The organism is Rhizobium sp. No.120, assembly GCF_054558365.1.
Window position 1 is genome coordinate 236,542 of record NZ_BAAJNQ010000003.1, and the last position, 23,337, is coordinate 259,878.

Below are 23,337 nucleotides of genomic sequence, written 5' to 3' on the forward strand. Positions count from 1 at the left end.
TCTGCCGATGCGATTGCGGTCACCTTTCAGGAACCGATCAATGGTTCAATCGCCGGAACCTACGCCGCTCGGCGGGAGGATGCCCAGTTCTTCAAGATCCAGCTGCGTGATTGGATCTTCGTCCTCAGTGAGCTCGTCACTCATCAATGGAGAGGGAATATTGAAATTGGCCGGGATACGGCCCGAAAGCAGCCCCGCCCCCTTCAACTCTTCGAGACCGGGCAAATCGCGTAGCTCTTCCAGGCCGAAATGATCGAGGAAGTCGCGCGTCGTACCGAGCGTCACGGGCCGCCCCGGTGTGCGACGACGACCACGGAACCGCACCCAACCGGCTTCCATCAACACGTCGAGCGTACCCTTGGAGGTCTGCACACCCCTGATATCCTCGATCTCTGCGCGCGTGACAGGCTGGTGGTAGGCGATAATTGCCAGCACTTCCAACGCTGCGCGGGACAGCTTGCGGACCTCGCTCTCGTCGCGCCGGATCACGAAAGAAAGATCCGCCGCCGTGCGGAAGGCCCAGGCGCCATCCACCTGCACGAGATTGACGCCACGCATGGCGTAATCGGCCCTGAGCTTCTGCATGATGGCAGAAATATCGATGCCACGCGCCACACGCTCGGCAATGAAAGCTTCGGAAACCGGCTGCGCCGAGGCGAAAACCAATGCTTCGGCAATGCGCTCGGCCTCGCTCAGCCGGCGCTCATCAACATCGGGCGCTTCCGCCTCGTGCCCCACATGCTGCTCGTCTTCCGGGTCCGTCACACGTTTTCCCGCCCTATTCCGCTGCTTCCAGTGACGAATGCTTCGGTCCGCGCCGCATGTAGAGCGGTTCAAACGCGCCTTCTTGACGAATTTCCAGCTGCCCTTCGCGCACCAGCTCCAGCGAAGCCGCAAAGGCGCTGGCGATGGCCGTTACACGATCGTTGGCAGTCGTCATATAGCTCAGCAGATAATGTTCCAATGCCGTCCAATCGGTGATTTCGCCGATCATGCGGTCAAGGATGACGCGGGCATCGGCAAGCGACCACACACGGCGCTTCTCGATCGTCACCTGCGTCACCGCCTGACGCTGACGCAGGCTAGCATAGGCCGTCAGGAGATCATAGAGACTGGCATCGAAGGCCGACTGGCGGCGATCTGGAATATGCTCCGGCGCGCCACGCGCGAAGATATCGCGGCCGAGACGATTGCGATTGACGAGATCGGTTGCCGCGTCACGCATCGCCTCGAGGCGTTTCAGGCGGAAAGCGAGCGTCGCCGCCATCTCCTCACCCGTCGGCCCGTCTTCCTTGCTCTGCTGGGGGATGAGCAACTTAGATTTCAGATAGGCGAGCCACGCGGCCATGACGAGATAATCGGCCGCAAGCTCGATACGGATCCGCCGGGCGCTGTCGATGAACTGAAGATATTGCTCGGCAAGCGCTAGAACGGAAATACGGGACAGATCGACTTTCTGGGTGCGCGCAAGATGCAGCAGAAGATCCAGCGGTCCTTCGAAGCCGGCAAGATCGACGACGAGCGCCGGCTCGTGCGAGCCGCGTTGCGTCTCGTTCTCCTGCCAGAGCTTGTCCATCGGCGTTGCCGCCTGCTGAAGCTTATCCGTGCTGCCGCTCACTCTATCACCCGTCCGTTCTTCGAAGTCCGGTTTACGCCACTGCGAACATCGCGTCGAATTCCGCCCGAATGGAGGCTTCATCGGCGCCATCATCTCTGCCGAAAGCCGCTTCGACCGCCTTGGCCCTTGCCAGCGACGCACCCGCCAGCGCGGGTACATTGCGAACCACCTGCAGCATCTCGTCCATGACACCATTGCAATGCAGCACGATATCGCATCCACCCGCAATAATATTTGCTGCACGCTCGCCGATCGTGCCTTTCAGCGCATTCATCGAGGTATCGTCCGACAGCAGCAATCCCTGGAAACCGATATAGCCGCGAATGATCTCCTCGTTCACCTTGCGCGATGTCGTGGCCGGGTTTTCCGGATCGATATCGGTGAAGACAACATGGCATGTCATCGCCATCAGCTCATCCTTGAGAGCGACGAAGGGCGCGAAATCATGCGCCTCCAGCTCCGCGCGCAGAACCGAGACGACGGGCAGTTCGTGATGCGAATCGGCAAAGCCGCGGCCGTGGCCGGGTATATGCTTCATCACGGGCAGTACGCCACCCGCTTTCAGACCTTCCGCCGCAGCGCGCCCCATCTCCGTCACCGTCACCGGATCGGAGCCATAGGCGCGATTGCCGATGACATTGCTCGATCCCTCCACCGGCACGTCCAGCACCGGCAGGCAATCGACATTGATGCCGAACTTCAGCAAATCGAAGGCATGGAGCCGCGACATCAGCCATGCGGCACGGAGGCCTCGTTCGCGATCCTGACGATAGATGTCGCCGAGCGCCTGCCCCGATGGATAATGCGGCAGGATCGGCGGGCGAATGCGCTGCACCCTGCCGCCTTCCTGATCGATGAAAACAGGCGCATCACGGCCGACGCTATCGCGCAAGGACGCAACGAGATCGGCGATCTGCGCCGGCTCGGAAATATTGCGTCCAAACAGAATGAAACCCCAAGGCTGCTCCCCCTGATAGAAGGATCGTTCTTCGGGTGTGATGGTGTGGCCGCTACAGCCAAGGATCATGGATTTCGATTCGGTCATATCCGAATCATAAGGCTTGCGCCGGGAAATGCGAGTGACGTCAAACGGAGATGCACAGGAACAGCGCCACAAATGAAAACGGCGAGCCAATGCCCGCCGTTTTCAGAAGTTTCGTATCCGATCCTTACTTCGAGATCAGGCAGGTGCCGCCGGCGGCGCGATAGCGCGTGCAGATGGCTGCGGCCTCATCCTTAGAGCCGGCGACGACGCGAACGCGATAGTAGGTCCCCTTGCCGGCGATGTCAGCCTTGCGGATCTCCAGCGGATGGCTGCCGATGACGCCGGCGAACTTGACCTTGAGGTTCGCCTGCGATTTCTGCGCATCGGCTTCCGTCGGCAGAGATGCGATCTGCACACCGTAAGCGCCGCCACTTGCAGCGGAGGTGGCAGCCGGGGCTGCAGCCGCCGGGCTAGCAGATGCGACCTGCTTCGGCTGAGCCTTGGGCTGAGCTTGAGGTTGAGCTTCCTGGGCCGGAGCAGCCGGATTTACCTTGGCGGCGGGCTCCGGACGTGCCGTCGGGACCGGGTTCGTCTTGACGACGCGGATCGGCGTGCTCTCGGCGCTGGCGGCATCGGTATTATCCGACTGGGCTGCTGCCGGGGCATTTGCCGCAGACGGGCGCGAACCGGTCGATGCGACCTGATTGTTCGCCGGCTTGGACGCCGGGGTTGTCGTGTCGGCAACCGGCTCGTCGCGCGGCACCAGAGAGCCATCCGGCTTGACGATCATCGTGCGCACCTTGCGCGGCGAGACCGACGGCACCTGATCGTCGTTGTTGGCGGCGACATTGCTGTTACCACCCTTCTGGTTCGGCAACAGGCGCGGATCTTCGGTTTCACCAACCGGCGTCGAGGTGACCTGATCGCCGCTACCGTCATCCGGAGATACGGCTTCGGGAATTAGCGTCTTCTGGACAACATCGACAGGCTGCTCGTTGGAAGAGACGAGCTCCTTCTGCTTCGGCGCTGCTGTGCTATCGCCGGCAACGCGGTCGTAGACGGCTTTGTCCTGATTCGGAACAACGGTACCGCCCGGATTTTCCGGCGCGACCTTGACTGGATCGCTGTCGGCCGTAATTACGCGTGGCTCACCCGAGAAGCTAGAGAGCGGCGTCCCGTGACGAAGCCAGCTATAGGCGCCGTAGGAACCAACGCCCAGCGCAACGACGACAACGGCGGCCGTAACGATGCCACGCACGGAACGAACCGGACGGCGGCTTGCCGCAGCCGGGTTCAGCGTCATTCTGGCGACATTCTCGACAGGCGTCGCGGCTTCGCGGTAGCTGCGACGGAAATCCTCTTCCAGTGCACGCTCGAACTCGTCGAACTCGTCGATCGACTGCTTTGCGACGGGTGCAGCAGACTGGGCAGCCGCATTCTTCGACCAGGAAGCGGCGGAAACGGCACTACCGAGGGCGGCGGCAACGGCCGGTTTGATCGGCTCGGGTGCGGCCTCCTTGGCCGGCGTACCAAGCAGGCTCGCCATTTCCGAATCGAGGTCGAAATCAAATTCCGGCGGAACCGTGATCGGCTCTTCGGGCTCGATTGCTGGCAGATGCGGAACATGCGACCCCTCGAAGGTTTCGACACGATCCTCCGTCTCAGCGATTTCCGTGGGATCGAAGGGCAGCGGCTGATCGACTTCGAACACTGGTGCTGCCTTGGTCGCAGCAGGCACAGCATTTGCGGCAGAGGCAGTCGGCGCGGACGGCAGCGGCTGAGGCGCTACAGCGGCAAACACTGGAGCAGCCGGCGCAGGCGCAACGGGAGTTGCGCGGGATAGGGGGGGCTCTGCCACCGGAGCGGCCGGAGCCGGCTGCCGTGCGGTAGAAGACTTTTCGGCCTCTGCGAAGTCGAGACCTGCAAGCTCCATTTCGATATCGGCCAGATCGAATTCGAAATCCTGATCGGCGAAGGGGTCTTCCGCACCGAAGGTAATCGGCTTTGCGTCTTCACGCTGTGCCACAGGAACCGGAGCGACCGGCGGTTCTGCAGGCTCCGGGAAGGAGACGCTGAAATCTTCGAAAGCTGGTTCTTCCTTGGCAACCGGCGCATCGGCTCTGGATGGAACCGGATAACGATTCACATCGGCCAGAAGGGCATCGATCTCAGCCGAAAGTGCGGCCGGATCGGCCTTAACCACCTTTGGCGGTTCGGGCGCACGGAAGACCGGCGGAGCGGGCTGAGATACGGCTTCTGGAGCGCGCGGAGGCTCGACAGCGTCGAACGCCTCGAAATCGATAGCATCATCGAAGAGCGCCTCGTCGGAAACGGCCTTCGGCGCGGGAGCTGCAGCCGGCGTGATTTGCTCACGCGGGGCGGCCGGGGTTGCCAGCGTAAAGTTGGCAAGCGGCAGCCTTATGGTGGCAGCAGCGGACTGCGGCGTCGGCTTCAACACGGGAGCAGCCGGTTGTGGTTCGACGGGCACGGGCTTTTGTGCTGGCTGCAAAACCGGCGCGATCGACATTTCAAGCTCGTCGATCAGATCGCGAGCCCCGATCGTCGGCTTGATCGGCGCCGCAGGCTGCGGCGCAGACCCTTCGAGCTTCGGCTCTTCGAACTTAGGCTCAACATGCACCGGCTCAGCTGGAAGAACAGCCTGTTCAAGGCTCGGCGGCAACACCTGCTCCGCCGGAGCCGAAATGTCATTTGCCGGACTCATTCGCGGCGTATCGTACCGCTCGAATTCGCGAAGAAGTTCGTCTTCGAGATTGAAGGCAGGATCTTGCCGCTGAACCGGAGCATTCGCCTGAGCAGCGGGGCGCGGCTCAAAACCTACGATACGAGCAAGTTCCGCAAGCGGATCATCATCCGCAAAGAACTTGTCGTTTCCGCTTGCGCGATACGCGAACTGTTTTTCTGCCATCACCCGTTCCACTCGAAAACGCTTCAACCAATGCCAGCGTAATGTGGGTAAATGGTGACGTTTATCGCATTTCGTCCGGTGCAGCGGTCCCGGTTATACCAAGACCCGACTTCAAAACCGACGCGACAGCGTACACCAGCCCAAGTCTGGCAATGCTCAATTCTCGGTTCTTATCGTTAACAAAACGTAATTCCGGTAAATCTTTACCTTTGTTCCAGTGTCCATGGAAGGAACTGGCCAGATCGTAAAGATAAAAAGCGATGCGATGCGGTTCTTGAGACTGTGCCGCAGCTTCGATGATTCGCGGGAACTCCGCAATCTTCGCAACCAACTGCAATTCAGTGGGATCGGAGATTGCACCAACGACGGCCTTCGACAGGTCGAGCGAGGCTATATCGAGGTCCGGGAAAGCTTCCTTGGCCTGACGAAAGACCGACATACAGCGGGCATGAGCATACTGCACGTAAAAGACCGGATTGTCCTTCGACTGCTCGGTGACCTTGGCGAAATCGAAGTCCAGTGGCTCGGAATTCTTCCGATAAAGCATCATGAAGCGCACGGAATCGCGGCCGACTTCATCGACGACTTCGCGCAAGGTGACGAAATCACCCGAGCGCTTCGACATCTTCACCGGTTCGCCATTTCGATACAGCTTGACGAGCTGGCACAGAAGCACCGTCAGCTTAGCAGCGCCATCGGAAACGCCACGAGCCACCGCTTCAAGCCGCTTGACGTAGCCGCCATGGTCGGCGCCAAGGATGTAGATCATCTCGTTGAAGCCGCGGTCGAACTTATTCTTGAAGTATGCAACGTCGGCAGCGAAGTAGGTATAGGAACCATCGGACTTGATCAGCGGGCGATCGATATCGTCACCCACCTCGGTCGAGCGGAACAGCGTCTGTTCGCGGTCTTCCCAATCTTCTGGCAGCTGTCCCTTCGGCGGCGGCAGCGCGCCCTTGTAAACATAGCCCTTAAAGGTCAGGTCGTTGATCGCGGTGCGGATCAGTGCCGCGCCATTGGCATGCAGGGTGCGCTCGGAGAAGAAGACGTCGTGATGAACGTTCAGCGCCTCCAAATCCTCCTTGATCATTGCCATCATCGCATCGATGGCACGATCCTTGACGATCGGAAGCCACTGCTCTTCCGGCATGCCCCGTAGCTTGGTGCCGAATTCCTTGGCGAGCGCTTCACCGACCGGAACGAGATAATCACCGGGATAAAGGCCCGGCGGTATCTCGCCGACCTGCTCGCCCAGCGCCTCGCGATAGCGAATAAAGACGGAGCGTGCGAGCACGTCGATCTGCGAGCCGGCATCGTTGATGTAATATTCCTTGGTGACCTCATAGCCGGAGAAGGCCAGCAGGTTTGCCAGCGCATCGCCGACGACGGCGCCGCGGCAGTGGCCGACATGCATCGGTCCGGTCGGATTGGCCGAAACATATTCGACATTGACCTTCTGCCCCTCACCGAGCTTGGAGCGGCCGAATTTCTCGCCTTCGGAGATCATCGTTGCCAGCAGTCGCTGCCAGTAGCCTACCGAAAGACGGATATTGATGAAGCCAGGCCCCGCAACCGAAACCTCGGCGACATCAGCGTCTTCCTTCAGCTTGGCGACGATGATTTCGGCAAGCGCACGCGGATTCGTGCCGAGCGGCTTGGACAGAACCATGGCCGCATTGGTGGCGACATCGCCGTGACTGGCATCTCGCGGTGGCTCCACGCCGATACGTCCGAAATCGAGCTCAGATCGCTTTTCTCGCACAATATCAATTTGTTCGAGAGCGTTCTTAATTCTTACTTCGAAATCGGTGAAAAGGTTCATCATATCGTCCACGCATTAGCTTCGCGAGCCGCTATCGGCCCGACGCCGCCGCTGCCTACCGCAAATCGGGAGTCTGGTCAAACAGGCGCTTATGGGCGCTGATGGCGTAGGTGTCGGTCATGCCGGCAAGATAGTCCCCGACATGCCTTGCCTTGGGGGCAATTGCGAGCCCGGCAATATGATCGACCCAGTAGTGGCTCTGCATCTCCCTCGGATTTTCCATATATGCGCGGAAAAGGTCCGTGACGATCTGCGCTGCGCCGGCACGGATGCGCATGATGTCGGGATGACGGTAGATACGCTTGAACAGCATTTGTTTGATCAGCTTATCGGTTTCGGCCATCTCGGGCGAGAAGGTCGCGATGACCCGCCCCGCAGCTCGAATGTCGGCGACGTTGCCCGGCTTGATTTCGGCGAGCGCTTGCTGCGAAACGGCGATCACATCCTCGACCATGTGGGTGATCTGCCGGCGCATGATCTCGTTCGTGAAGCGGCTCGCCTCCAGATGCGGGTAGCGCGCCCTCACCTCGGCCATCAGCGTGGCGAGAAACGGCACCTCCTCCAGCATGTCGAAGGTCAGATAGCCGGAACGCAAGCCATCATCGATGTCGTGCGTATTGTAGGCGATGTCATCCGCGATCGCGGCGACCTGCGCTTCAAGGCTGGCATAGGAGGTGATTTCGAGATCGTGGATCTCGCAATAATCGAGGATTGGCTGCGGCACCGGACCGCGGATGCCCTTACCATCAGGCGTCATCAATGGCCCATTGTGCTTGACGAGGCCCTCAAGCGTTTCCCAGGTAAGATTGAGCCCGTCGAAATCGGCATAACGGCGCTCGAGCTTGGTGACGATGCGCAGGGATTGGGCGTTGTGATCGAAGCCGCCATAGGGCAGCAACATTTCATGCAGCGCGTCTTCGCCCGTATGACCGAAAGGCGTGTGGCCGAAATCATGAACAAGCGCCACACCCTCCGCCAGATCCTCGTCGAGTTTCAGGGCTCGCGCCAAGGCGCGGGCAATCTGGGCAACTTCGATCGTATGCGTCAATCGTGTGCGGTAATGATCGCCATCCTGAGCAATGAAGACCTGCGTCTTGTGCTTCAACCGACGGAAGGCGGTCGCGTGGACGATCCGGTCGCGATCGCGCTGAAATTCGGAACGTGTCGGGCTCGATCCTTCTTCGTAGAGCCTCCCACGCGATTCCCAGGGATTTGTCGCATAGGCCGCTTTTTCCCCGTATCCGAAACCCAATGCATGCGTATCAATCGTCATTATCAATCCATTCCGGCATTTGGCTCCCGCACCGCCATCAGCGCGACAGTCGTTTCCCTGCCATCGGTTCGGGGTCCTGTCCGACGATCCGGGCAGTGGCCCGCTCTTTCGTACATCCCAGCCCATTGACGCCGCTTTGCGGCCTTCATACCTATAGACCAGAAAACAGCAAAATGGTGCGTGGCTCAACCAGGAAACCATAGCTGTCAACGGCCTGACTTTCATGATAAAGGCTACGGATATCAGCCGTTTGAAAGTTCGGCGGCTTATTGGTTCTCTCCGGATCTTGACCCCGGCAGGAGGAAGACATGACTGAGACAAGTGTTACCCTATCGGATGCTGCGGCCAAGCGAATCGCCGCGATCGTGGGAGCGGAATCCGGAAAGAGCGCCCTTCGCGTCGCTGTCGAAGGCGGCGGCTGTTCGGGTTTTTCCTATAAGTTCGATCTCGTCGAGGGCCCCGAAGCTGACGACATCATTGTCGAAAAGGACAATGCGACCGTCCTGATCGATCAGTTGTCGCTGGTCTACATGGCAGGCTCCGAGATCGATTTCGTCGATAATCTGCTTGGACAATCCTTTCAGATCAAGAATCCGAATGCGGTCGCAAGTTGCGGCTGCGGCACAAGTTTTGCCATCTGATCCTCATCCCGCTTTTCCACAGTTTGATAACCGGCCAGGAGCCTTCGCTTCGGGCCGGTTTTCATATGGGCTGTAGTCAAGCCCGCCAGCTGCGGATACAACAGGGCAAAGCAAAGGAATGAGCCGCCCATGAAAATCGCCACCTGGAACATCAACGGCGTCAAAGCGCGTATCGAGAACCTCTGCCAGTGGCTGAAGGACTCGAACCCGGACATCGTCTGCCTGCAGGAGATCAAGACGGTCGATGAAGGATTTCCCAGGCTGGAGATCGAGGCGCTCGGCTATCACGTCGAAACACATGGGCAAAAGGGTTTCAACGGCGTCGCTATCCTCTCGAAGACCAAGCCGGATGAAGTGACACGCGGTTTGCCGGGTGACGATGGCGACGAACAAGCCCGCTTCATCGAGGCGGTGTTCTCCGTCGGAGGACATGGCGCCTTGCGGATCTGCTGCCTCTATCTGCCGAACGGCAATCCGGTCGATACAGAAAAATACCCCTATAAGCTCGCCTGGATGGAGCGCCTGCGCAAATTCGCCCTGGAGCGCCTGGCCCTTGAAGAGCCCCTGATACTCGCCGGCGACTACAACGTTATCCCCGAGCCGCATGATTGTTTCGACCCGAAGGTCTGGGAGAGCGACGCACTCTTCTTGCCGCAGACGCGCCAGGCTTTCCGGCAGCTCGAACATCTCGGCTTTACCGATGCGGTACGCGCGACAACGGACGCGATCAAGCTTTATTCATTCTGGGATTACCAGGCCGGCGCCTGGCCAAAAAATAACGGCATCCGCATCGATCACCTGATGCTCTCTCCTGAAGCGGCCGATCGCCTCACCGGCACGGCCATCGAGAAGCATGTGCGCGCCTGGGAAAAGCCCTCCGACCATGTCCCCGTTGTCGCCCACCTGGATTTCAGCAATTAAGCTTCAATCCCGATCGGGAAAGGCTATCATCTCCGCCGGGCGGAAGCCCGATGCAACGCCAATTAGTCGGAGCCTGCGACGTCGAGCTGATGGGCCATGGAGACTGCTACTCGGCGATCGTTCTCATTGGCAACGGAGAATGCTTGCTCCTGCAAGTCTTCCATCCAGCTGCAGTCCTTCGGCTTGCACTTGTCGAGTGCTGCCGTCATGAAGGCCAGACCGCGAATGGATTGGCCTTCCTGGAACAGGATATTGCCGAAGACGGCCATGGCGCCTGGATGGCCGCTCTTGCGCGCCTGGTTCAGCCACTTCTTGGCCTGCTGCACATTGGTGGCGCCACCCTCGCCCGTCAGCATCATCTGCGCGAGCTGAAACTGCGCCTCAGGAACGCCGAAGGTGGATGCAACCTGGAAATAGAGCTGGCGTGCCTGATTGAGATCGACTTTGACCGGGCTGTTGGCAATGCCGGTCTTATAGTAGCTCGCAAGCGCGAGCAGTGCGTTGATGAAGAAGCCGGTATCTTCCGAACCCGGCTCAACGCCTTGCTGGGCGATCTCGCTATAGATCTTGAACGCTTCGAAATCGTTCTGCGTGACGCCATCACCATCGGCATACATGTTGGCCAGAGCCCAGCGGGAGCCGGTGTGACCTTTTTCGGCGGCATAGCGATAGGCTTCGACCGCCTCTTCCTTTTGCCCGTTCTTATAGGCCTTGAAGCCGAACTTGAAGAGATCGAATGGACCCGATTCCTTGGTGACGCCGGCATTGATATCGAATGCCTTGGCTTGCCCCGCTAGCACCACCGCAGTGGCAAGGGACAGGCTGAGCATCATGACTCTCGCTGATATGAACTCGGACTTAAACATAACAGTCGATTTCTTTCGCTCCATTCGTACCTGTTACGGCGCTTGCATAAACGCCATCAGTTTCACGAATGTTTTCCCTGATGGCGCACAAGACTGGATCGTCCTTCGAGAGGGCGCTTCCTATGGCATCCAACCGCTGCTGTTTGCCACAATTGCGAGCATAGCTTGCAATTATGTCCAAACCAGCATTCGCCCGGCCGCGACCGCGTTCCGCCGCCGAAGGAGCGATCGCAATCGCCTTCCGATGATGGAAATCAAAGATCGTCCGGCTGACGACATACCTTGGCAGACAACGATTTTTCCACCGCACCGGAAGCGTCACGGCTCCGATCCCGAATTGTTGTTTATGCCAAAGTGGAAGTTCACCCATCAACCGCTTACGCACTTTCTATAAGGCTTACCCCTGTGCCCACGTAATCGCTGCTCCCCATTTGTGGCGGGAAATGGACAAATTGTAATCTGATCACGTGGCTGCAATGTCTTGAAATAGAGTGTTGCTAATTCGTCACAAAAATTTTATCGGATGTGAGATTTTCTTAACCATAAATCGGGCAGAAGGCCCGGTTTACGCTCCACTTTTCCCGATCCGATAAAGAAACGCCGCGAAACTCATGAGAGCTCGCGACGTTGGCAATAGAGTAAAGGAACAATCCACTCGGCTCTTTCAGTTCAATGACTTGTCATCAGAAGCTGACTTTCACCGATGTCTGAAGTGCAGCGACTAAGTCATTGCCGAAGCTATAGGTCGCATCATTACCATAGACGACACCACCACGCGTGACTGGTCCGGACTTACCCGATGTCATGAGGCCGAGAGCACCTCCGAAATTGAACTGGACATGCTCGGTCGCCTTGTAAGCCACGCCTGCGCCGAGGGTCCACGTATCCGAGTTCATGCCATAGCCATCACTCGTACCACGGTCCCAGGTCAGGCTGACGGCCCCGCTCCACTTGTCGTTGAACTTGTGGCCGACACCGCCGGTGATTGTCCAGCCATCCTTGTAGAGCAAGTCGAGCGAGGTTAACTCGGTCGGGCCATTGGCTCTGCAGGATATGCTACGGGTGGAGCTGGGGCAAAGCGCGATGCTCTGCAGGATACTCCAGTTCGTCCATTTGACCGAACCGAAGGCTAGCCAATCCGGCGCAATGCCGGTCTGCACTTTCCACTCCAGCGAATCGGGCGCATCGGCAGAGCCGAAAACCGAGGTTAACTTGCCACCAAAGCCGGGGACGACAGGCGGCGGCACCTCAGTCAGGTCGACGCTACCCTTGAGGTTGTCGTATTTGACCCGGCTGTTGTAGACAAGGCTCGTGCGGAAGGCATATTCCGGAATTTCATAGGCGATACCGGCGCGCCAGCCCCAACCGTGACCGTCGATATCAAGCGAGCCCATGCCGTTGTAAATGGCGGAAATCGGGGCCGGCGTGGCGTAGACAAGGCGCGACTTATACCCGCTGACTTCCTGGTAGAAACCGCCGCCGATCAGACGTAGTTGACCCGGCCCCGCATCGAACTTGTACGAGCAGGTAGCCGAATAGTTGTTCGTGCGAACCTTGACTTCGGTTTCGTTGTTGGCACCCGCCCAGTTTACACCTTCGTTGAGGTGCCCGCCAAACGGCTGTGAATAGTCGGCCATGCAGTCGATGTCGTCAGTGATGCCGATCTTGAAGGCGGCATAGGGAATGGCATAATTTTCCGCTGCATCCGTCGAACGGCTACGGTTATTGAGATTGCCGTCGGCTGGATTGATGTCTTTCGCGTTCTTTAGCTTGCGGTCCGGCATGACATAGGTGACACCCGACTCGAAAACGTAGCGGCCCTTGTCGAAGAGCAAATCGATGTCGTAGCCGCCACGATCGAGACCGCCCGCAAAAGCGGCGGTCGCAAAAGACGAGCTGATGACGAATGTGACTGCGCTCCTCAACGCAACAGAAAATGCCATTGTATCTCCCCCACATGTGCATTCAGTGGTTTGATTGTTGCGATGATCGCGTAAATTGGCAATGTGGCGCGTAAGAGCACCGGTCATGTAAGAGAGCGATTGATTTACGTAAGAAAACGAACTCCGCCTCTCAAAATCTCTTGGCGTAGGTGATTTTTTCTTTCGAAACGGCATTTTCGAGCCCCGGAGAGATTTTCATTCTTCACAGCAACAATTCTGTTACAATATGACAACAGTTTTGCTTTTCGATTACATCAAGCACTTTATGAGTAATCTGTTTCGCCTGTGCGAAACTGACGGCATATCCGGGCCAGTTCATTCCATCGAATCGAGGCGATAAAAAAGGCACGCGGCGAGTACCGCATGCCTTTTTCGATTCTTCGATCTCTGTTCCCTAGCGCGAGGCCTGATATCTCAGGTCGCGCATCTCCGGGGTGAAACCATTAGTCTATGCAAACGCCTCAGCCGGCTTCGCTGACCCGGGCGAGCGCCACCTTGAGGCTCGCCTGTTGCCCCTCGAGCTCGCCAAGCCGCTCGCGCTCAGCGGCGACCACGTCCGGATTGGCATTGGCAACGAACTTCTCGTTCGAAAGCTTGCCGGCAATGCGGGCGATCTCCTGATCATTCTTGGCGATCGCCTTTTCGAGACGCGCCTTCTCGGCCGAGAGATCGATGAGGTTGCCGAGCGGCAGGCAGACCGTCGCCTCGCCTATGACGATCTGAGCTGCGCCCTTGGGTGCGGTATCGGCAAGCGAAACCGATTCCACACGCGCCAGCCGCTTGATGGCGGCGTCATGACGGAACAGGCGTTCGCGCGTCAGGCTATTGGCATCGACCACGACCAGGGGTGCCGTTGCAGCTGGCGGCACGTTCATTTCCGAACGAACAGAGCGAATGCCGGAAACCAGATCGATCAGCCAGTTGATCTCGTCGGCGGCGACATTATCGGCATAGGACGGTGCCGGCCAATCCGCATGGCAGATCAGGCCGTCGCGTTCTCTGCCTTCGCCCGCCGTGTGCGCCCAGAGCTCTTCGGTCATGAAGGGCATGAATGGATGAAGCAGCTTGTAGGTCTCTTCGAGAACATAGGCAGCACAAGATTGGGCCTCCGCCTTGGCGCCTTCATCCTCGCCATTGAAGATCGGCTTCAAGAGCTCAAGATACCAATCGCAGAACTGGTTCCAGATGAAGCGATAGAGCGCGCCTGCAGCATCGTTGAAGCGGAAGCTTTCCAGTGCCTCGGTCACGTCGCGCTCCGCACGCGCCAGCTCCGTCAGGATCCAGCGGTTGACGGTAAGCTCTGCGGCTTCGGGGACGAAATGCGGGTCGCTCTTGGCGCCGTTCATCTCGGCAAAGCGCGTGGCGTTCCAGAGCTTGGTGCCGAAGTTGCGATAGCCGGCGATACGGGCCGGGTCGAGCTTAACGTCGCGACCCTGCGCGGCCATGATCGCCAACGTAAAACGCAACGAATCGGCGCCGTACTGATCGATTAGTTCCAGCGGGTCGATGACGTTGCCCTTGGACTTCGACATCTTCTGGCCGTTCTTATCGCGGACCAGGGCGTGGACATAGACCGTGTTGAACGGCTCGACAGGCTCGCCGTTCTCATCCTTCATGAAGTGAAGGCTCATCATCATCATGCGGGCAACCCAGAAGAAGATGATGTCGAAGCCGGTGACTAGGACGTTCGTCGGATAGTAACGTGCCAGTTCAGGCGTCTCATCAGGCCAGCCCAGCGTCGAGAACGGCCAAAGCGCCGAGGAGAACCAGGTGTCGAGCACGTCTTCGTCGCGCGTCAGGATTTCGCCCGGCTTGAAGTTCTCCAACAGGTCCTCGACATAGGCCTTCATCGGCCCCTCATGCGAAAGGTAATGCTGGATCGCGGCCTGTAGCGCTTCTTCCTCGGTCTTTTCGACGAAGACCTGACCATCCGGGCCGTACCAGGCGGGAATCTGATGCCCCCACCAGAGCTGACGTGAAACGCACCACGGCTGGATGTTTTCCATCCAGTCGTAATAGGTCTTGTCCCAGCTTTTCGGAACGAGCTTCGTACGCCCTTCACGAACCGAGGCGATCGCCGGTTCGGCGAGCGTCTTGGCGTCGACATACCACTGCTCCGTCAGGCGCGGCTCGATCGGCACGCCGCCACGGTCACCATGCGGAACCATGTGTTTGTGTGGCTCGATCTTATCCAGAAGACCCGATTCTTCGAAAATACGGACGATGATCTTGCGCGCCTCGAAGCGGTCCTTGCCTTCCAGCTCATCCCAGGCTCCGTGCAGGGCAGCAGGATTGTCGAGACCTTCAAGGAAATCCTCGTTGTCCTTGATGGTGATGGTCGCTTCCGGGGTCAGGATGTTGACGATGCGCAGGCCGCGACGCTTACCGACGTCGAAGTCGTTGAAATCATGCGCGGGCGTCATCTTGACCGCACCCGTTCCAGCTGTGGGATCCGGATACTCGTCGGCAACGATCGGGATGCGGCGACCGACGATCGGCAAGATGACATGCTTGCCGACAAGCGGCTTGTAGCGTTCGTCTTCCGGATTAACGGCAACGCCGGTATCGCCCAGCATGGTTTCTGGGCGGGTGGTGGCAACGACGAGATAATCGCGCGTTTCCCATTCCGTCGCCTTGCCTTCTTCATCGAAGGCAATCGGATGCTGATAGGTGACGCCCGGCTCCAGCGGATAACGCAGGTACCAGAGATTGCCGTTGACCTCGTGCTGCTCGACTTCGATGTCCGAAATTGCGGTCAGCATTTTTGGGTCCCAGTTGACCAGCCGCTTGTCGCGATAGATCAGGCCTTCCTTGTAGAGCGTGACGAAGACTTCGAGAACGGCCTTGGACAGGCCCTCGTCCATGGTGAAGCGTTCGCGCGACCAGTCGCAGGAAGCGCCGAGGCGCTTCAGCTGATTGAAGATCAACCCGCCGGACTCGTCCTTCCACTCCCAGACTTTTTCAATGAATGCTTCGCGGCCCATCTTGTGGCGATCCGGCTGCTGACGCTCGGCAAGACGACGCTCGACGACCATCTGCGTGGCGATGCCCGCATGATCCATGCCCGGCTGCCAGAGAACGTCCTTACCGCGCATGCGCTCGAACCGCACCATGATGTCCTGCAGCGTATTGTTCAGCGCATGGCCCATGTGCAGCGAACCGGTCACGTTCGGCGGGGGTATGACGATCGTGAAGGTTTCCGCGCCCGGCTTGGCGTTCGCGCCGGCGCGAAAGGCGTCGGCCTCATCCCATTTTTGGGCGATCTTCGGTTCGACGGTGGCGGAATCATATGTTTTGTCGAGCATTTTATGACCGGATCTAGAGGACTGGGTGATGCGGGTTGTAAATAGGATGGCCGGGAGCAAGTCAATAAAAAAGCCGCCCCGGAGCCCGGAGCGGCGGATCGGCTACCCGAAGCTCGAGGCTATCAGCGGCGCGAACCGCGAGCCACTCGTTCGATTTCCTCACGCACGAGTCGCTCCACAAGGGTCGGCAAGTTGTCGTCGAGCCATTCCTGCAGCATGGGGCGCAGCATCTCCTGGGCCAGCTCATCGAGGGAGCGGCGCGGACCACCGTCGACGACTGCAGCCAGCTCCTCGAATGAGCGGGAAACTTGAGCACCGGTGGCTTCCGACATTAGTGGCGACGCAGAGATGGCCTGGGTCGACAAGGGTGCTTCCACCTCCATGGCAACGGCTGGTTCATGCGCCTCAAAAAGCGATGACTCGACGGACGCTGCGACCTGAGGCGCCACAGCGGCAGCCATCGGCTTCTGCTCCTCCATATCGGGTTCCACTTCCGGCATCCGCATGGGCGACTGTGCGACCGGTGCGGCAACCTCCGTAATGGCCTGCCTCAGGGGGGCGTCGGCGATCGGCTCGACATGCACCTCGGCAAGGCGGGCGGCTATGGCCGGCGGCAGCTCGCGCGGCTGCGGCTCGCGTCCGGCATTCAGCAAAGCGGCGGTGTTACGTTCGGATGCAGCGCGCACGCGCGCGGCAACATCGGCCAGCGAGAGACCGCGGCCTGCGGCCTCGGGCTCGGCAACCGGCAGCTGCGAGTTTGCCGCGACAAAACGCGGATCCTGTTCGGCGGCACGGGCGCGGTCAGCGGCGGCGAATTCTTCATCCACAGTCAACTGAATGTCGTCGTCACGCACGCCAGAGCCGGCAAAATGCGTCGTGGGGGTCGGCTTGGCACCTACAGGCTCATTACTTTCGATGATCCTGCGGATCGACGCCAGAATCTCTTCCATGGACGGTTCACGCACTACATTTGGCTGAGCCATATTCATCCCCGTTTTCCCATATTCGACGACCGGAAACTCGCACCGTAAACTCGCCACGCGGCACCCGAATCAGGGCCACCCTAGATGACTGTCTTCGGGAAAAAAATCACCTGAAAAGCACTAAACCCGGTGATGCACAGTTTTGTTACGATCACGACGAATCGCTCTGCTAAACGTGATTCTGCCACAGAGCGCGGCAATAAAAAACAGGCGCCCGGAGGCGCCTGTCGCAAGCTTACTGAACAGGTCGCTCTGAAAATCAGAAGACGAATTCCTTGGCCTTGGCAAAGCCCGGCAGCGGCTTGATCGAGGCGTTGAAGAAGACGTTTTCCGAAAACGCACCGCGTTCGCGCATAAAAACGGTTGCGCGGGCAGCCTGGCCATAGCCGATAACGGTGATCAGGCGACCGTCTTCGCCAAGCTGGTCCAGCAGGCCCTGCGGCAACTGTTCGACGGAGCCGTTGAGGAAAATCACATCATAAGGTGCATCGGCGGCATGCCCCTTTTCAAGGTCACCTCCAACGACGGTCACATTGCCGTAGCCAAGCGCGGCAAGATTGGTCTTCGCCTGAGCCGCTAGCCCCTCGTTGGATTCAAGCGCGATAACCTTGCCGGCGAGAAGTGACAGGACGGCGGACACGTAACCCGTGCCACAGCCGACATCGAGAACCTTGTCGTCCTTGGTGATGGCACCGAGCTGCAGCAGCTTTGCGAGCGGCGAGGCCTCCATCAGGAAACGGCCAGGGGCGACCTCGATATCGCAGTCGACATAGGCCAGGAGCTTCGACTTCTCCGGTACGAAATTTTCGCGCGGTACGGCGAAAAATGCATTCAACACGGAATGAGAGGTGACATCCGTTGTCCGGATCTGGTTCTCGACCATCTTCACGCGCGCTGCTTCGAAATCCATCTTATCCTCTTGCGCCCTTGGTGCCAGACCGGCTGGCTCTACTTTCTGTTACGCGTGTCTTAATCGCCTGACGCTTCGCTTTCAAGGCATTGCGGCAACAGGCGCAGAGATTCATCACAAGGCGTCGCAGGCGAACAACAATCTTGACACCGGCCGCATGCGTCATCGTCCTGGTATCGGACCTCGAAGACATTTAGGAATCCGCCGTGCTCAGGATCGGGACGCATGTTAGCAAAATGTTAACTTCAGGCGCCCACGCTTCCATGCGTTGCACCCGCCGTGGTGACCAATCGACCTTCCGGCCCGAAGCCATTCGGCCCAGATATTAAATTTGAATAGAAGGTGGCTGGGATGCCTGTTTCTCTCGTTCTTTTCGTCGTAACGTCGCTGCCGCTTGTGGTTTTCCTGGCCGCGAGTCTTTCCTCGATGATGTAGGTTTTCCGAATGAGGCTTTCGCTCTGCGCCGCAGCGCTTCTCCTTCTCTTGCCCCAAGTTGTGTTGAGCGAGGAAACCTCAAGCGAGGATGAACCAAAAGAGCCGGCTCCGATCATCGGACACATCGTTACCGGAAAGCAACTCGACGAATGGTGCGAAGAGGATCGAACGCTCGCTTCGGTCTATATCCAGGGCATTCTCGACGAGGCCCAGCGAACGAAGAGCCTGACGATCCGGGCCACAAAGCAGACGCCCAAGAACTCATCGCGCTATGAGCGCTACCTTCAGCAGTTTGTCGGTGCTTTCTGTCTGCCACCCGAGCTCAGCAATACAAAAGCGACGACGATCGCCTGCAAATGGATGGCGGAGCACTCCTGGCAGCTGGAGCGGCCCGCCAGCTCTTTGATCGCGCGCGCCTATAAATTCGCCTTTCCATGTCTTGAGGAATAAGCTCCAGCGAGGCCCAACGTCCCAGTCCTCATTTTTGTTGACAAATACTAAGTCAACCTTACAATTAGCGTGCTGAATTTGATTGACCTCCAGTCCAGCAAAAGGCGGCCCAGTTTTTTCCCTAGACTGGACCGCTTTTGCTTTTTATGGCTCGCGGAACCACCCGACCTGCCAAGACGGCGGCTTGTCGTAAGCCCGCGAACCCAACATCCAAGATCATCCGAGCGAAAAAACTGAAGTGCCTAGCCGCAAAGGTAAATGCTCCGGCCGCGATCTCGATTGATCCCACCACAGCAATCCTTTGCCCAAGATTTTGATCAGCAGGGTGGAACCGCCAGAATCATTGTCGGCGATCGATGGGAAGGGAATCTAAACGCGCAACGATTGCCACACTTCGTTTTCTCTTGACGGAGTGGCTGAGCTTCAAAGCGCCAAAGCTGAAAACATAAAGCAAAATCAGATATTTAGAATTGAGCTTGGAAGAAATGGAGGCCTCGCCCGGAATCGAACCGGGGTGCAAGGATTTGCAGTCCTCTGCGTAACCACTCCGCCACGAGGCCATCCGAAAGCAATTTGCGTTGTGGTGGCGCGGATTTAGAATGATCCAAAGAAAACCGCAAGAGGGTTCATTCTGAATCCTATCCTTTTTTCATTCAGAAAAGATATTTGCTCATGCGGGCGAGCAAAATGCCGACGCGGTCGGCTTTTACGAGCGGTTCGGTTCAGGGCGACAGGACACGCCAGATATCGACAATCAGGTGGCGCCCTACCCGATCCTTCATTTGCATCAACAGAGATCGACTTCAACATAAGGCGCAGCTGCCGATAACTGGTGATTTCGGATACTCGGCCAATCGCGCCGAATTATTGCAAACCAACCGGGTTTCAGAGCAAAAGAACATTACCGTCTCGGCGAATAACCACCTCGTCCGGAGGCGTGGTCGCTGCCAGCCCATTCAGGTAGGTTATGGGGACCTGAGGTAGATGTTAGATTTAGTACCACCGGTTTGTACGCCACCCACAGACCGGACAGTGCCGCGTCCGACGAGACTACGCCCCCAGTAATGTCGTCGGACGCACCACACAGCCAGATGGCTAGATCGCACCGAGGTGGAAGCCGGATAAAGCTGCCCTTTTCTCCGATACGGAATGATACTTTGTTTTTCCGCCCGACGGGCGAAGCACTACAAATTGCGTCATTTTTGCAACAACGCCGGTTTTCAAGTAGGGCGCATATAGTTCTGCATCCTTAGTATCTTGCCAAATCACCGAAGCAGGTTCAGGAAATAGTTCGCGAAGCTTATTACTTCGCACCTACTGATAGGGAACATGAACGGGATGGGGTTGGGCACGTCGTTTTTCGGCGCGATATCTCATGCCCAATCAAGAAAGATTGGAGTTATTATGAACATCAAGAGCCTTCTTCTCGGCTCCGCTGCTGCCCTGGCAGCAGTATCCGGTGCTCACGCGGCTGACGCGATCGTCGCAGCCGAGCCGGAGCCGCTGGAATACGTCCGCATCTGCGACGCTTACGGTGCTGGCTACTTCTTCATCCCGGGTACCGAAACCTGCCTCAAGATCGGCGGCAAGGTGCGTACGGAAGGTGAGTGGTATAATGCTTACAACCGTGATAGCCATCAGGGCACGCTGTGGCATACTCGTGCCGAGCTGAACGTCGACACCGCAACCGACACCGAATACGGTCCGCTGAAGACCGAAACCATCGTTCGCTGGGACTGGAACGACGGCGGCTCCACCTCCACCAACCTGCTGTGGTCCTACATCAGCCTCGGTGGCTTCACCGTTGGTAAGAAAGACTCGCAGTACAACCTGTATATCGGCTACGCCGGCGACGTCATCAACGACGACGTGATCTATGACGGTCCGTACGAACTCAATCAGTTGACCTATGAATATGACGGCGGCAACGGCTTCTCGGCTGTGATCTCGCTTGAAGATTCCAACTCCGCCACGACCGGCTCGGCATCCTACGGCGCAAGCTGGTGGACGGACGACCGGACCAATCACTACGCTCCTGACGTTGTCGCCGGTGCCGGCTTCAAGTCCGGTGCATGGGGCTTCAAGGTCGTCGGTGGTTACGACTCGATCGTCGAAGAAGGCGCCATCAAGGCTCGCATCGATGCTGACTTCGGCGCATTCACGGCCTTCTTGATGGGCGGCTGGAATACTGACGGCGACAAGCTCAACAAGTATGCCGGCACCAACCAGGACGTCTCTGCTTGCACGGCGCCGAACGGCACCGTCAATGCCTCGAAGTGCGGCTGGGGTGATTGGGCTGTTTGGGGCGGCGTCGGCGTTCCGGTCAACGACAAGCTGAAGTGGAACCTGCAGCTCGCCTACAGCGACTCGAAGATCTTCGAAGCAACCACGAACCTGAAGTTCAACCCGGTCAAGAACCTCCTGGTCGAGCCGGAACTGACTTACGTTCATTATGACTATGCCCACGACGATACCGTTTCGGGCATCCTGCGCTTCGAACGCAACTTCTAACCTGATCAGACTTGACCTCCGATCAGAGAAGGAAGGGGGCCGGCTTTCCCTGCCGGCCCCCTTTTTCATTGTAACACCCGCAATCAGCGGCTCCTCCTGCGATCAATACGCGTGTCACAAGGATCTCCAGTCAACGAAAAGGGGAACCTAGTCGCTGCCCTGGGCGTTTAGCGATGAAAAGGGACATAGCTGAATACAGGAGTTAGAACCTTGAAACACTACCTTGCTTCGCTCGCCTTGAGCGTGGCGCTGGCCACGGGCTCAGCGCTATCCGCCGCCCTGCCTGCAGTGGCCGCGCCGCCGAGCAGTCCATCTATATCGCGGGCATCAGATCTTATCCTAGTGCAAGAGCAAGGATCGCGCCGATGGGGCAATGACGACCGTCCCCGCTGGCGTGATCGCGATCGCCGTCACTGGCATGGCGACCGCGGCTGGGACCGCCGCCGCCATTGGGATGACAGATGGCGGGACGACCGCCGCTATCATCACCGCCGCCATGGCGGTGTGATATTCGAGATTCGGCCTTAGTGCGGCGGGTTGCGATATCGGAATGATATCTGCCAAGCTCACGTCGGACACAAGGTAGGAAGCGGGTCACGTCGGGGAATAACACAAACAATATGGCCGCCACCGGAACTCCGGCGGCGGCCATATTATTTTAAGAGGAACCTGCGCCGGTTCCTAACGTCTTGCGATTAACGGCAGACGCGAACATGGCGGATAACCCAACGTCCATGAATCTTGCGCTTTACCTTCTTCACATGGCAGTGATGATGATAGTGGTGATGACGATGATGATGCATCGGAGCGGCCTCGGACGGCACGCTGAAGGCAAAGACCGACGCCACAGCTACTGCAGAAGCAAGAATCAGATTTTTCATGTCGAACCTCTAAAGCATTGGGGGACTATGCTGCGCGGATCGCGCATTACGTTCATGCGCCGCATGGCATTAACGACACATGAACATGCTCTCACATTCGCGAGAGCAACCATACCTTGAACTAATTTTTTCAGAAAGACCACATATATCCACCCGAGAGGTCCCTTGGCGGGCTCTCGAAAATCACGAATGCATTATTTTGGCACGATCTCATTAGCCCGCTACCATTCGCCATCTCGCGGGAAGAAAAGTGCAGCGCAAGATATTGTTATTGCACCGCAAAAAGCCTGAATGATTCATGCGCTCGATTTTCAGTCGTCCACCGAACGAAGGGGCAGCAGGCGCCGAATACGTTCGTCGCGAAGATAAAGGCCACCCCACGCCGTGACGCCGAGCAATAAACTTATAAGTTGTGGAGGCGACCCGATTTCTCCGAGGCGCAGATGGGCGCAAATTGCACCGCCGAAGAACCCGGTCGTCAGGATCGCTCCAAGGACTGCCGTGCGCGGAATTGCGTAAAGAATGACGCAGACGAAGATGATCAAACCCACCACCGTAGCCAGATTGGCGGGAAAGCCCGTCTCCGCCATCTGCGCGCTGATCAAGGCCGGCGCAAACAGATCAACCGCCCCATCGGCCACCAATGCAAGAATCACAATTACGCTAAGAACCCATCCCACCGCCACTCCACCACGAAAGCTCGCATTCTCGGCCATCTTATCCCCCAAATGTGCCAGATTTGGCCCACATTCCCATTGCCCACCGGCATTGACGCCTGGCTGACAGGTGGCGGCAATCTGGCATGAATGGGAAAGACCGGTCAACGAAGATACCACTGTCGAACCAGGCGAGCCTCGGCCGAAGTCA

Annotated in this window: 19 protein-coding genes and 1 tRNA gene; 5 read left to right on the plus strand and 15 right to left on the minus strand. The window is 58.1% G+C overall.

The annotated features are described in order from the left end of the window. Window positions 1-45 precede the first annotated feature (45 nt). The 6 genes from scpB to ACYJRZ_RS11875 form a co-directional block, all read right to left on the minus strand. Window positions 46-738, minus strand: a complete 693-nt coding sequence (scpB, locus tag ACYJRZ_RS11850; RefSeq protein WP_459459589.1) for an SMC-Scp complex subunit ScpB — start codon at window positions 736-738, stop codon at window positions 46-48. Between the two features lie 40 nt (window positions 739-778). Beyond that, the gene (locus tag ACYJRZ_RS11855) at window positions 779-1,576 is read right to left on the minus strand and encodes a segregation and condensation protein A (RefSeq protein ID WP_459459591.1); all 798 of its coding nucleotides are present in this window, start codon (window positions 1,574-1,576) and stop codon (window positions 779-781) included. A gap of 73 nt (window positions 1,577-1,649) precedes the next feature. Then, a complete protein-coding gene (gene nagZ / locus ACYJRZ_RS11860; protein ID WP_459459132.1) occupies window positions 1,650-2,663 on the minus strand; it encodes a beta-N-acetylhexosaminidase in 1,014 nt (337 codons plus the stop codon). A 124-nt stretch (window positions 2,664-2,787) separates the two neighbouring features. Beyond that, a complete protein-coding gene (locus ACYJRZ_RS11865; protein WP_459459133.1) occupies window positions 2,788-5,529 on the minus strand; it encodes an SPOR domain-containing protein in 2,742 nt (913 codons plus the stop codon). A 61-nt stretch (window positions 5,530-5,590) separates the two neighbouring features. Continuing rightward, window positions 5,591-7,351, minus strand: coding sequence for an arginine--tRNA ligase (gene argS / locus ACYJRZ_RS11870; protein WP_459459593.1), 1,761 nt, complete (start codon window positions 7,349-7,351; stop codon window positions 5,591-5,593). 55 nt (window positions 7,352-7,406) lie between these two features. Further along, window positions 7,407-8,624: a deoxyguanosinetriphosphate triphosphohydrolase gene (locus ACYJRZ_RS11875; RefSeq protein WP_459459134.1), complete on the minus strand. Its 1,218-nt coding sequence runs from the start codon at window positions 8,622-8,624 to the stop codon at window positions 7,407-7,409. A 308-nt stretch (window positions 8,625-8,932) separates the two neighbouring features. On the opposite strand from ACYJRZ_RS11875, the gene erpA reads away from it, so the two are divergent. Then, on the plus strand, window positions 8,933-9,265 hold the full coding sequence (erpA, locus tag ACYJRZ_RS11880) for an iron-sulfur cluster insertion protein ErpA (RefSeq protein WP_459459135.1): 333 nt from the start codon (window positions 8,933-8,935) through the stop codon (window positions 9,263-9,265). A gap of 129 nt (window positions 9,266-9,394) precedes the next feature. Continuing rightward, entirely contained in the window at window positions 9,395-10,186 is a 792-nt protein-coding gene (gene xth, locus ACYJRZ_RS11885; RefSeq protein ID WP_459459136.1) for an exodeoxyribonuclease III, read from the plus strand. A gap of 62 nt (window positions 10,187-10,248) precedes the next feature. On the opposite strand, the gene exoR is transcribed toward xth, so the two are convergent. The 6 genes from exoR to ACYJRZ_RS11915 form a co-directional block, all read right to left on the minus strand. Further along, window positions 10,249-11,052 carry an exopolysaccharide production regulator ExoR gene (gene exoR / locus ACYJRZ_RS11890; RefSeq protein WP_459459137.1) on the minus strand — a complete coding sequence of 268 codons (804 nt, stop codon included), beginning with the start codon at window positions 11,050-11,052 and terminating at the stop codon, window positions 10,249-10,251. Next, complete coding sequence (locus ACYJRZ_RS11895) at window positions 11,045-11,422, minus strand: hypothetical protein (RefSeq protein ID WP_459459138.1); 378 nt, start codon at window positions 11,420-11,422, stop codon at window positions 11,045-11,047. Before ACYJRZ_RS11895 ends, exoR begins: the two co-directional genes overlap by 8 nt. A 313-nt stretch (window positions 11,423-11,735) precedes the next feature. Beyond that, window positions 11,736-12,995 carry an OmpP1/FadL family transporter gene (locus ACYJRZ_RS11900; protein WP_459459139.1) on the minus strand — a complete coding sequence of 420 codons (1,260 nt, stop codon included), beginning with the start codon at window positions 12,993-12,995 and terminating at the stop codon, window positions 11,736-11,738. Between the two features lie 461 nt (window positions 12,996-13,456). Next, window positions 13,457-16,300 carry a valine--tRNA ligase gene (locus ACYJRZ_RS11905; protein ID WP_459459140.1) on the minus strand — a complete coding sequence of 948 codons (2,844 nt, stop codon included), beginning with the start codon at window positions 16,298-16,300 and terminating at the stop codon, window positions 13,457-13,459. A gap of 122 nt (window positions 16,301-16,422) precedes the next feature. Then, on the minus strand, window positions 16,423-17,289 hold the full coding sequence (locus ACYJRZ_RS11910; RefSeq protein ID WP_459459141.1) for a PopZ family protein: 867 nt from the start codon (window positions 17,287-17,289) through the stop codon (window positions 16,423-16,425). 253 nt (window positions 17,290-17,542) lie between these two features. Next, window positions 17,543-18,193: a protein-L-isoaspartate O-methyltransferase family protein gene (locus tag ACYJRZ_RS11915; RefSeq protein ID WP_459459142.1), complete on the minus strand. Its 651-nt coding sequence runs from the start codon at window positions 18,191-18,193 to the stop codon at window positions 17,543-17,545. A 444-nt stretch (window positions 18,194-18,637) separates the two neighbouring features. Between ACYJRZ_RS11915 and ACYJRZ_RS11920 the strand changes: the two genes are divergently transcribed. Then, complete coding sequence (locus ACYJRZ_RS11920) at window positions 18,638-19,078, plus strand: Rap1a/Tai family immunity protein (protein ID WP_459459143.1); 441 nt, start codon at window positions 18,638-18,640, stop codon at window positions 19,076-19,078. Between the two features lie 486 nt (window positions 19,079-19,564). Here ACYJRZ_RS11920 and ACYJRZ_RS11925 read toward each other — a convergent pair. Next, window positions 19,565-19,638: transfer RNA gene (locus tag ACYJRZ_RS11925), tRNA-Cys, on the minus strand. Between the two features lie 844 nt (window positions 19,639-20,482). Here ACYJRZ_RS11925 and ACYJRZ_RS11930 point away from each other — a divergent pair. Together ACYJRZ_RS11930 and ACYJRZ_RS11935 are read left to right on the plus strand one after the other, a co-directional pair. Further along, window positions 20,483-21,589 (plus strand): porin, encoded by a 1,107-nt coding sequence (locus ACYJRZ_RS11930; RefSeq protein ID WP_459459144.1) that lies wholly within the window; start codon window positions 20,483-20,485, stop codon window positions 21,587-21,589. Between the two features lie 373 nt (window positions 21,590-21,962). Beyond that, a complete protein-coding gene (locus ACYJRZ_RS11935) occupies window positions 21,963-22,097 on the plus strand; it encodes a hypothetical protein (protein ID WP_459459145.1) in 135 nt (44 codons plus the stop codon). 187 nt (window positions 22,098-22,284) lie between these two features. Here ACYJRZ_RS11935 and ACYJRZ_RS11940 read toward each other — a convergent pair whose 3' ends face one another. Together ACYJRZ_RS11940 and ACYJRZ_RS11945 are read right to left on the minus strand one after the other, a co-directional pair. Next, window positions 22,285-22,470, minus strand: coding sequence for a hypothetical protein (locus ACYJRZ_RS11940; protein WP_459459146.1), 186 nt, complete (start codon window positions 22,468-22,470; stop codon window positions 22,285-22,287). 311 nt (window positions 22,471-22,781) lie between these two features. Further along, complete coding sequence (locus ACYJRZ_RS11945) at window positions 22,782-23,186, minus strand: DoxX family protein (protein ID WP_459459147.1); 405 nt, start codon at window positions 23,184-23,186, stop codon at window positions 22,782-22,784. Between the last annotated feature and the right edge of the window lie 151 nt (window positions 23,187-23,337).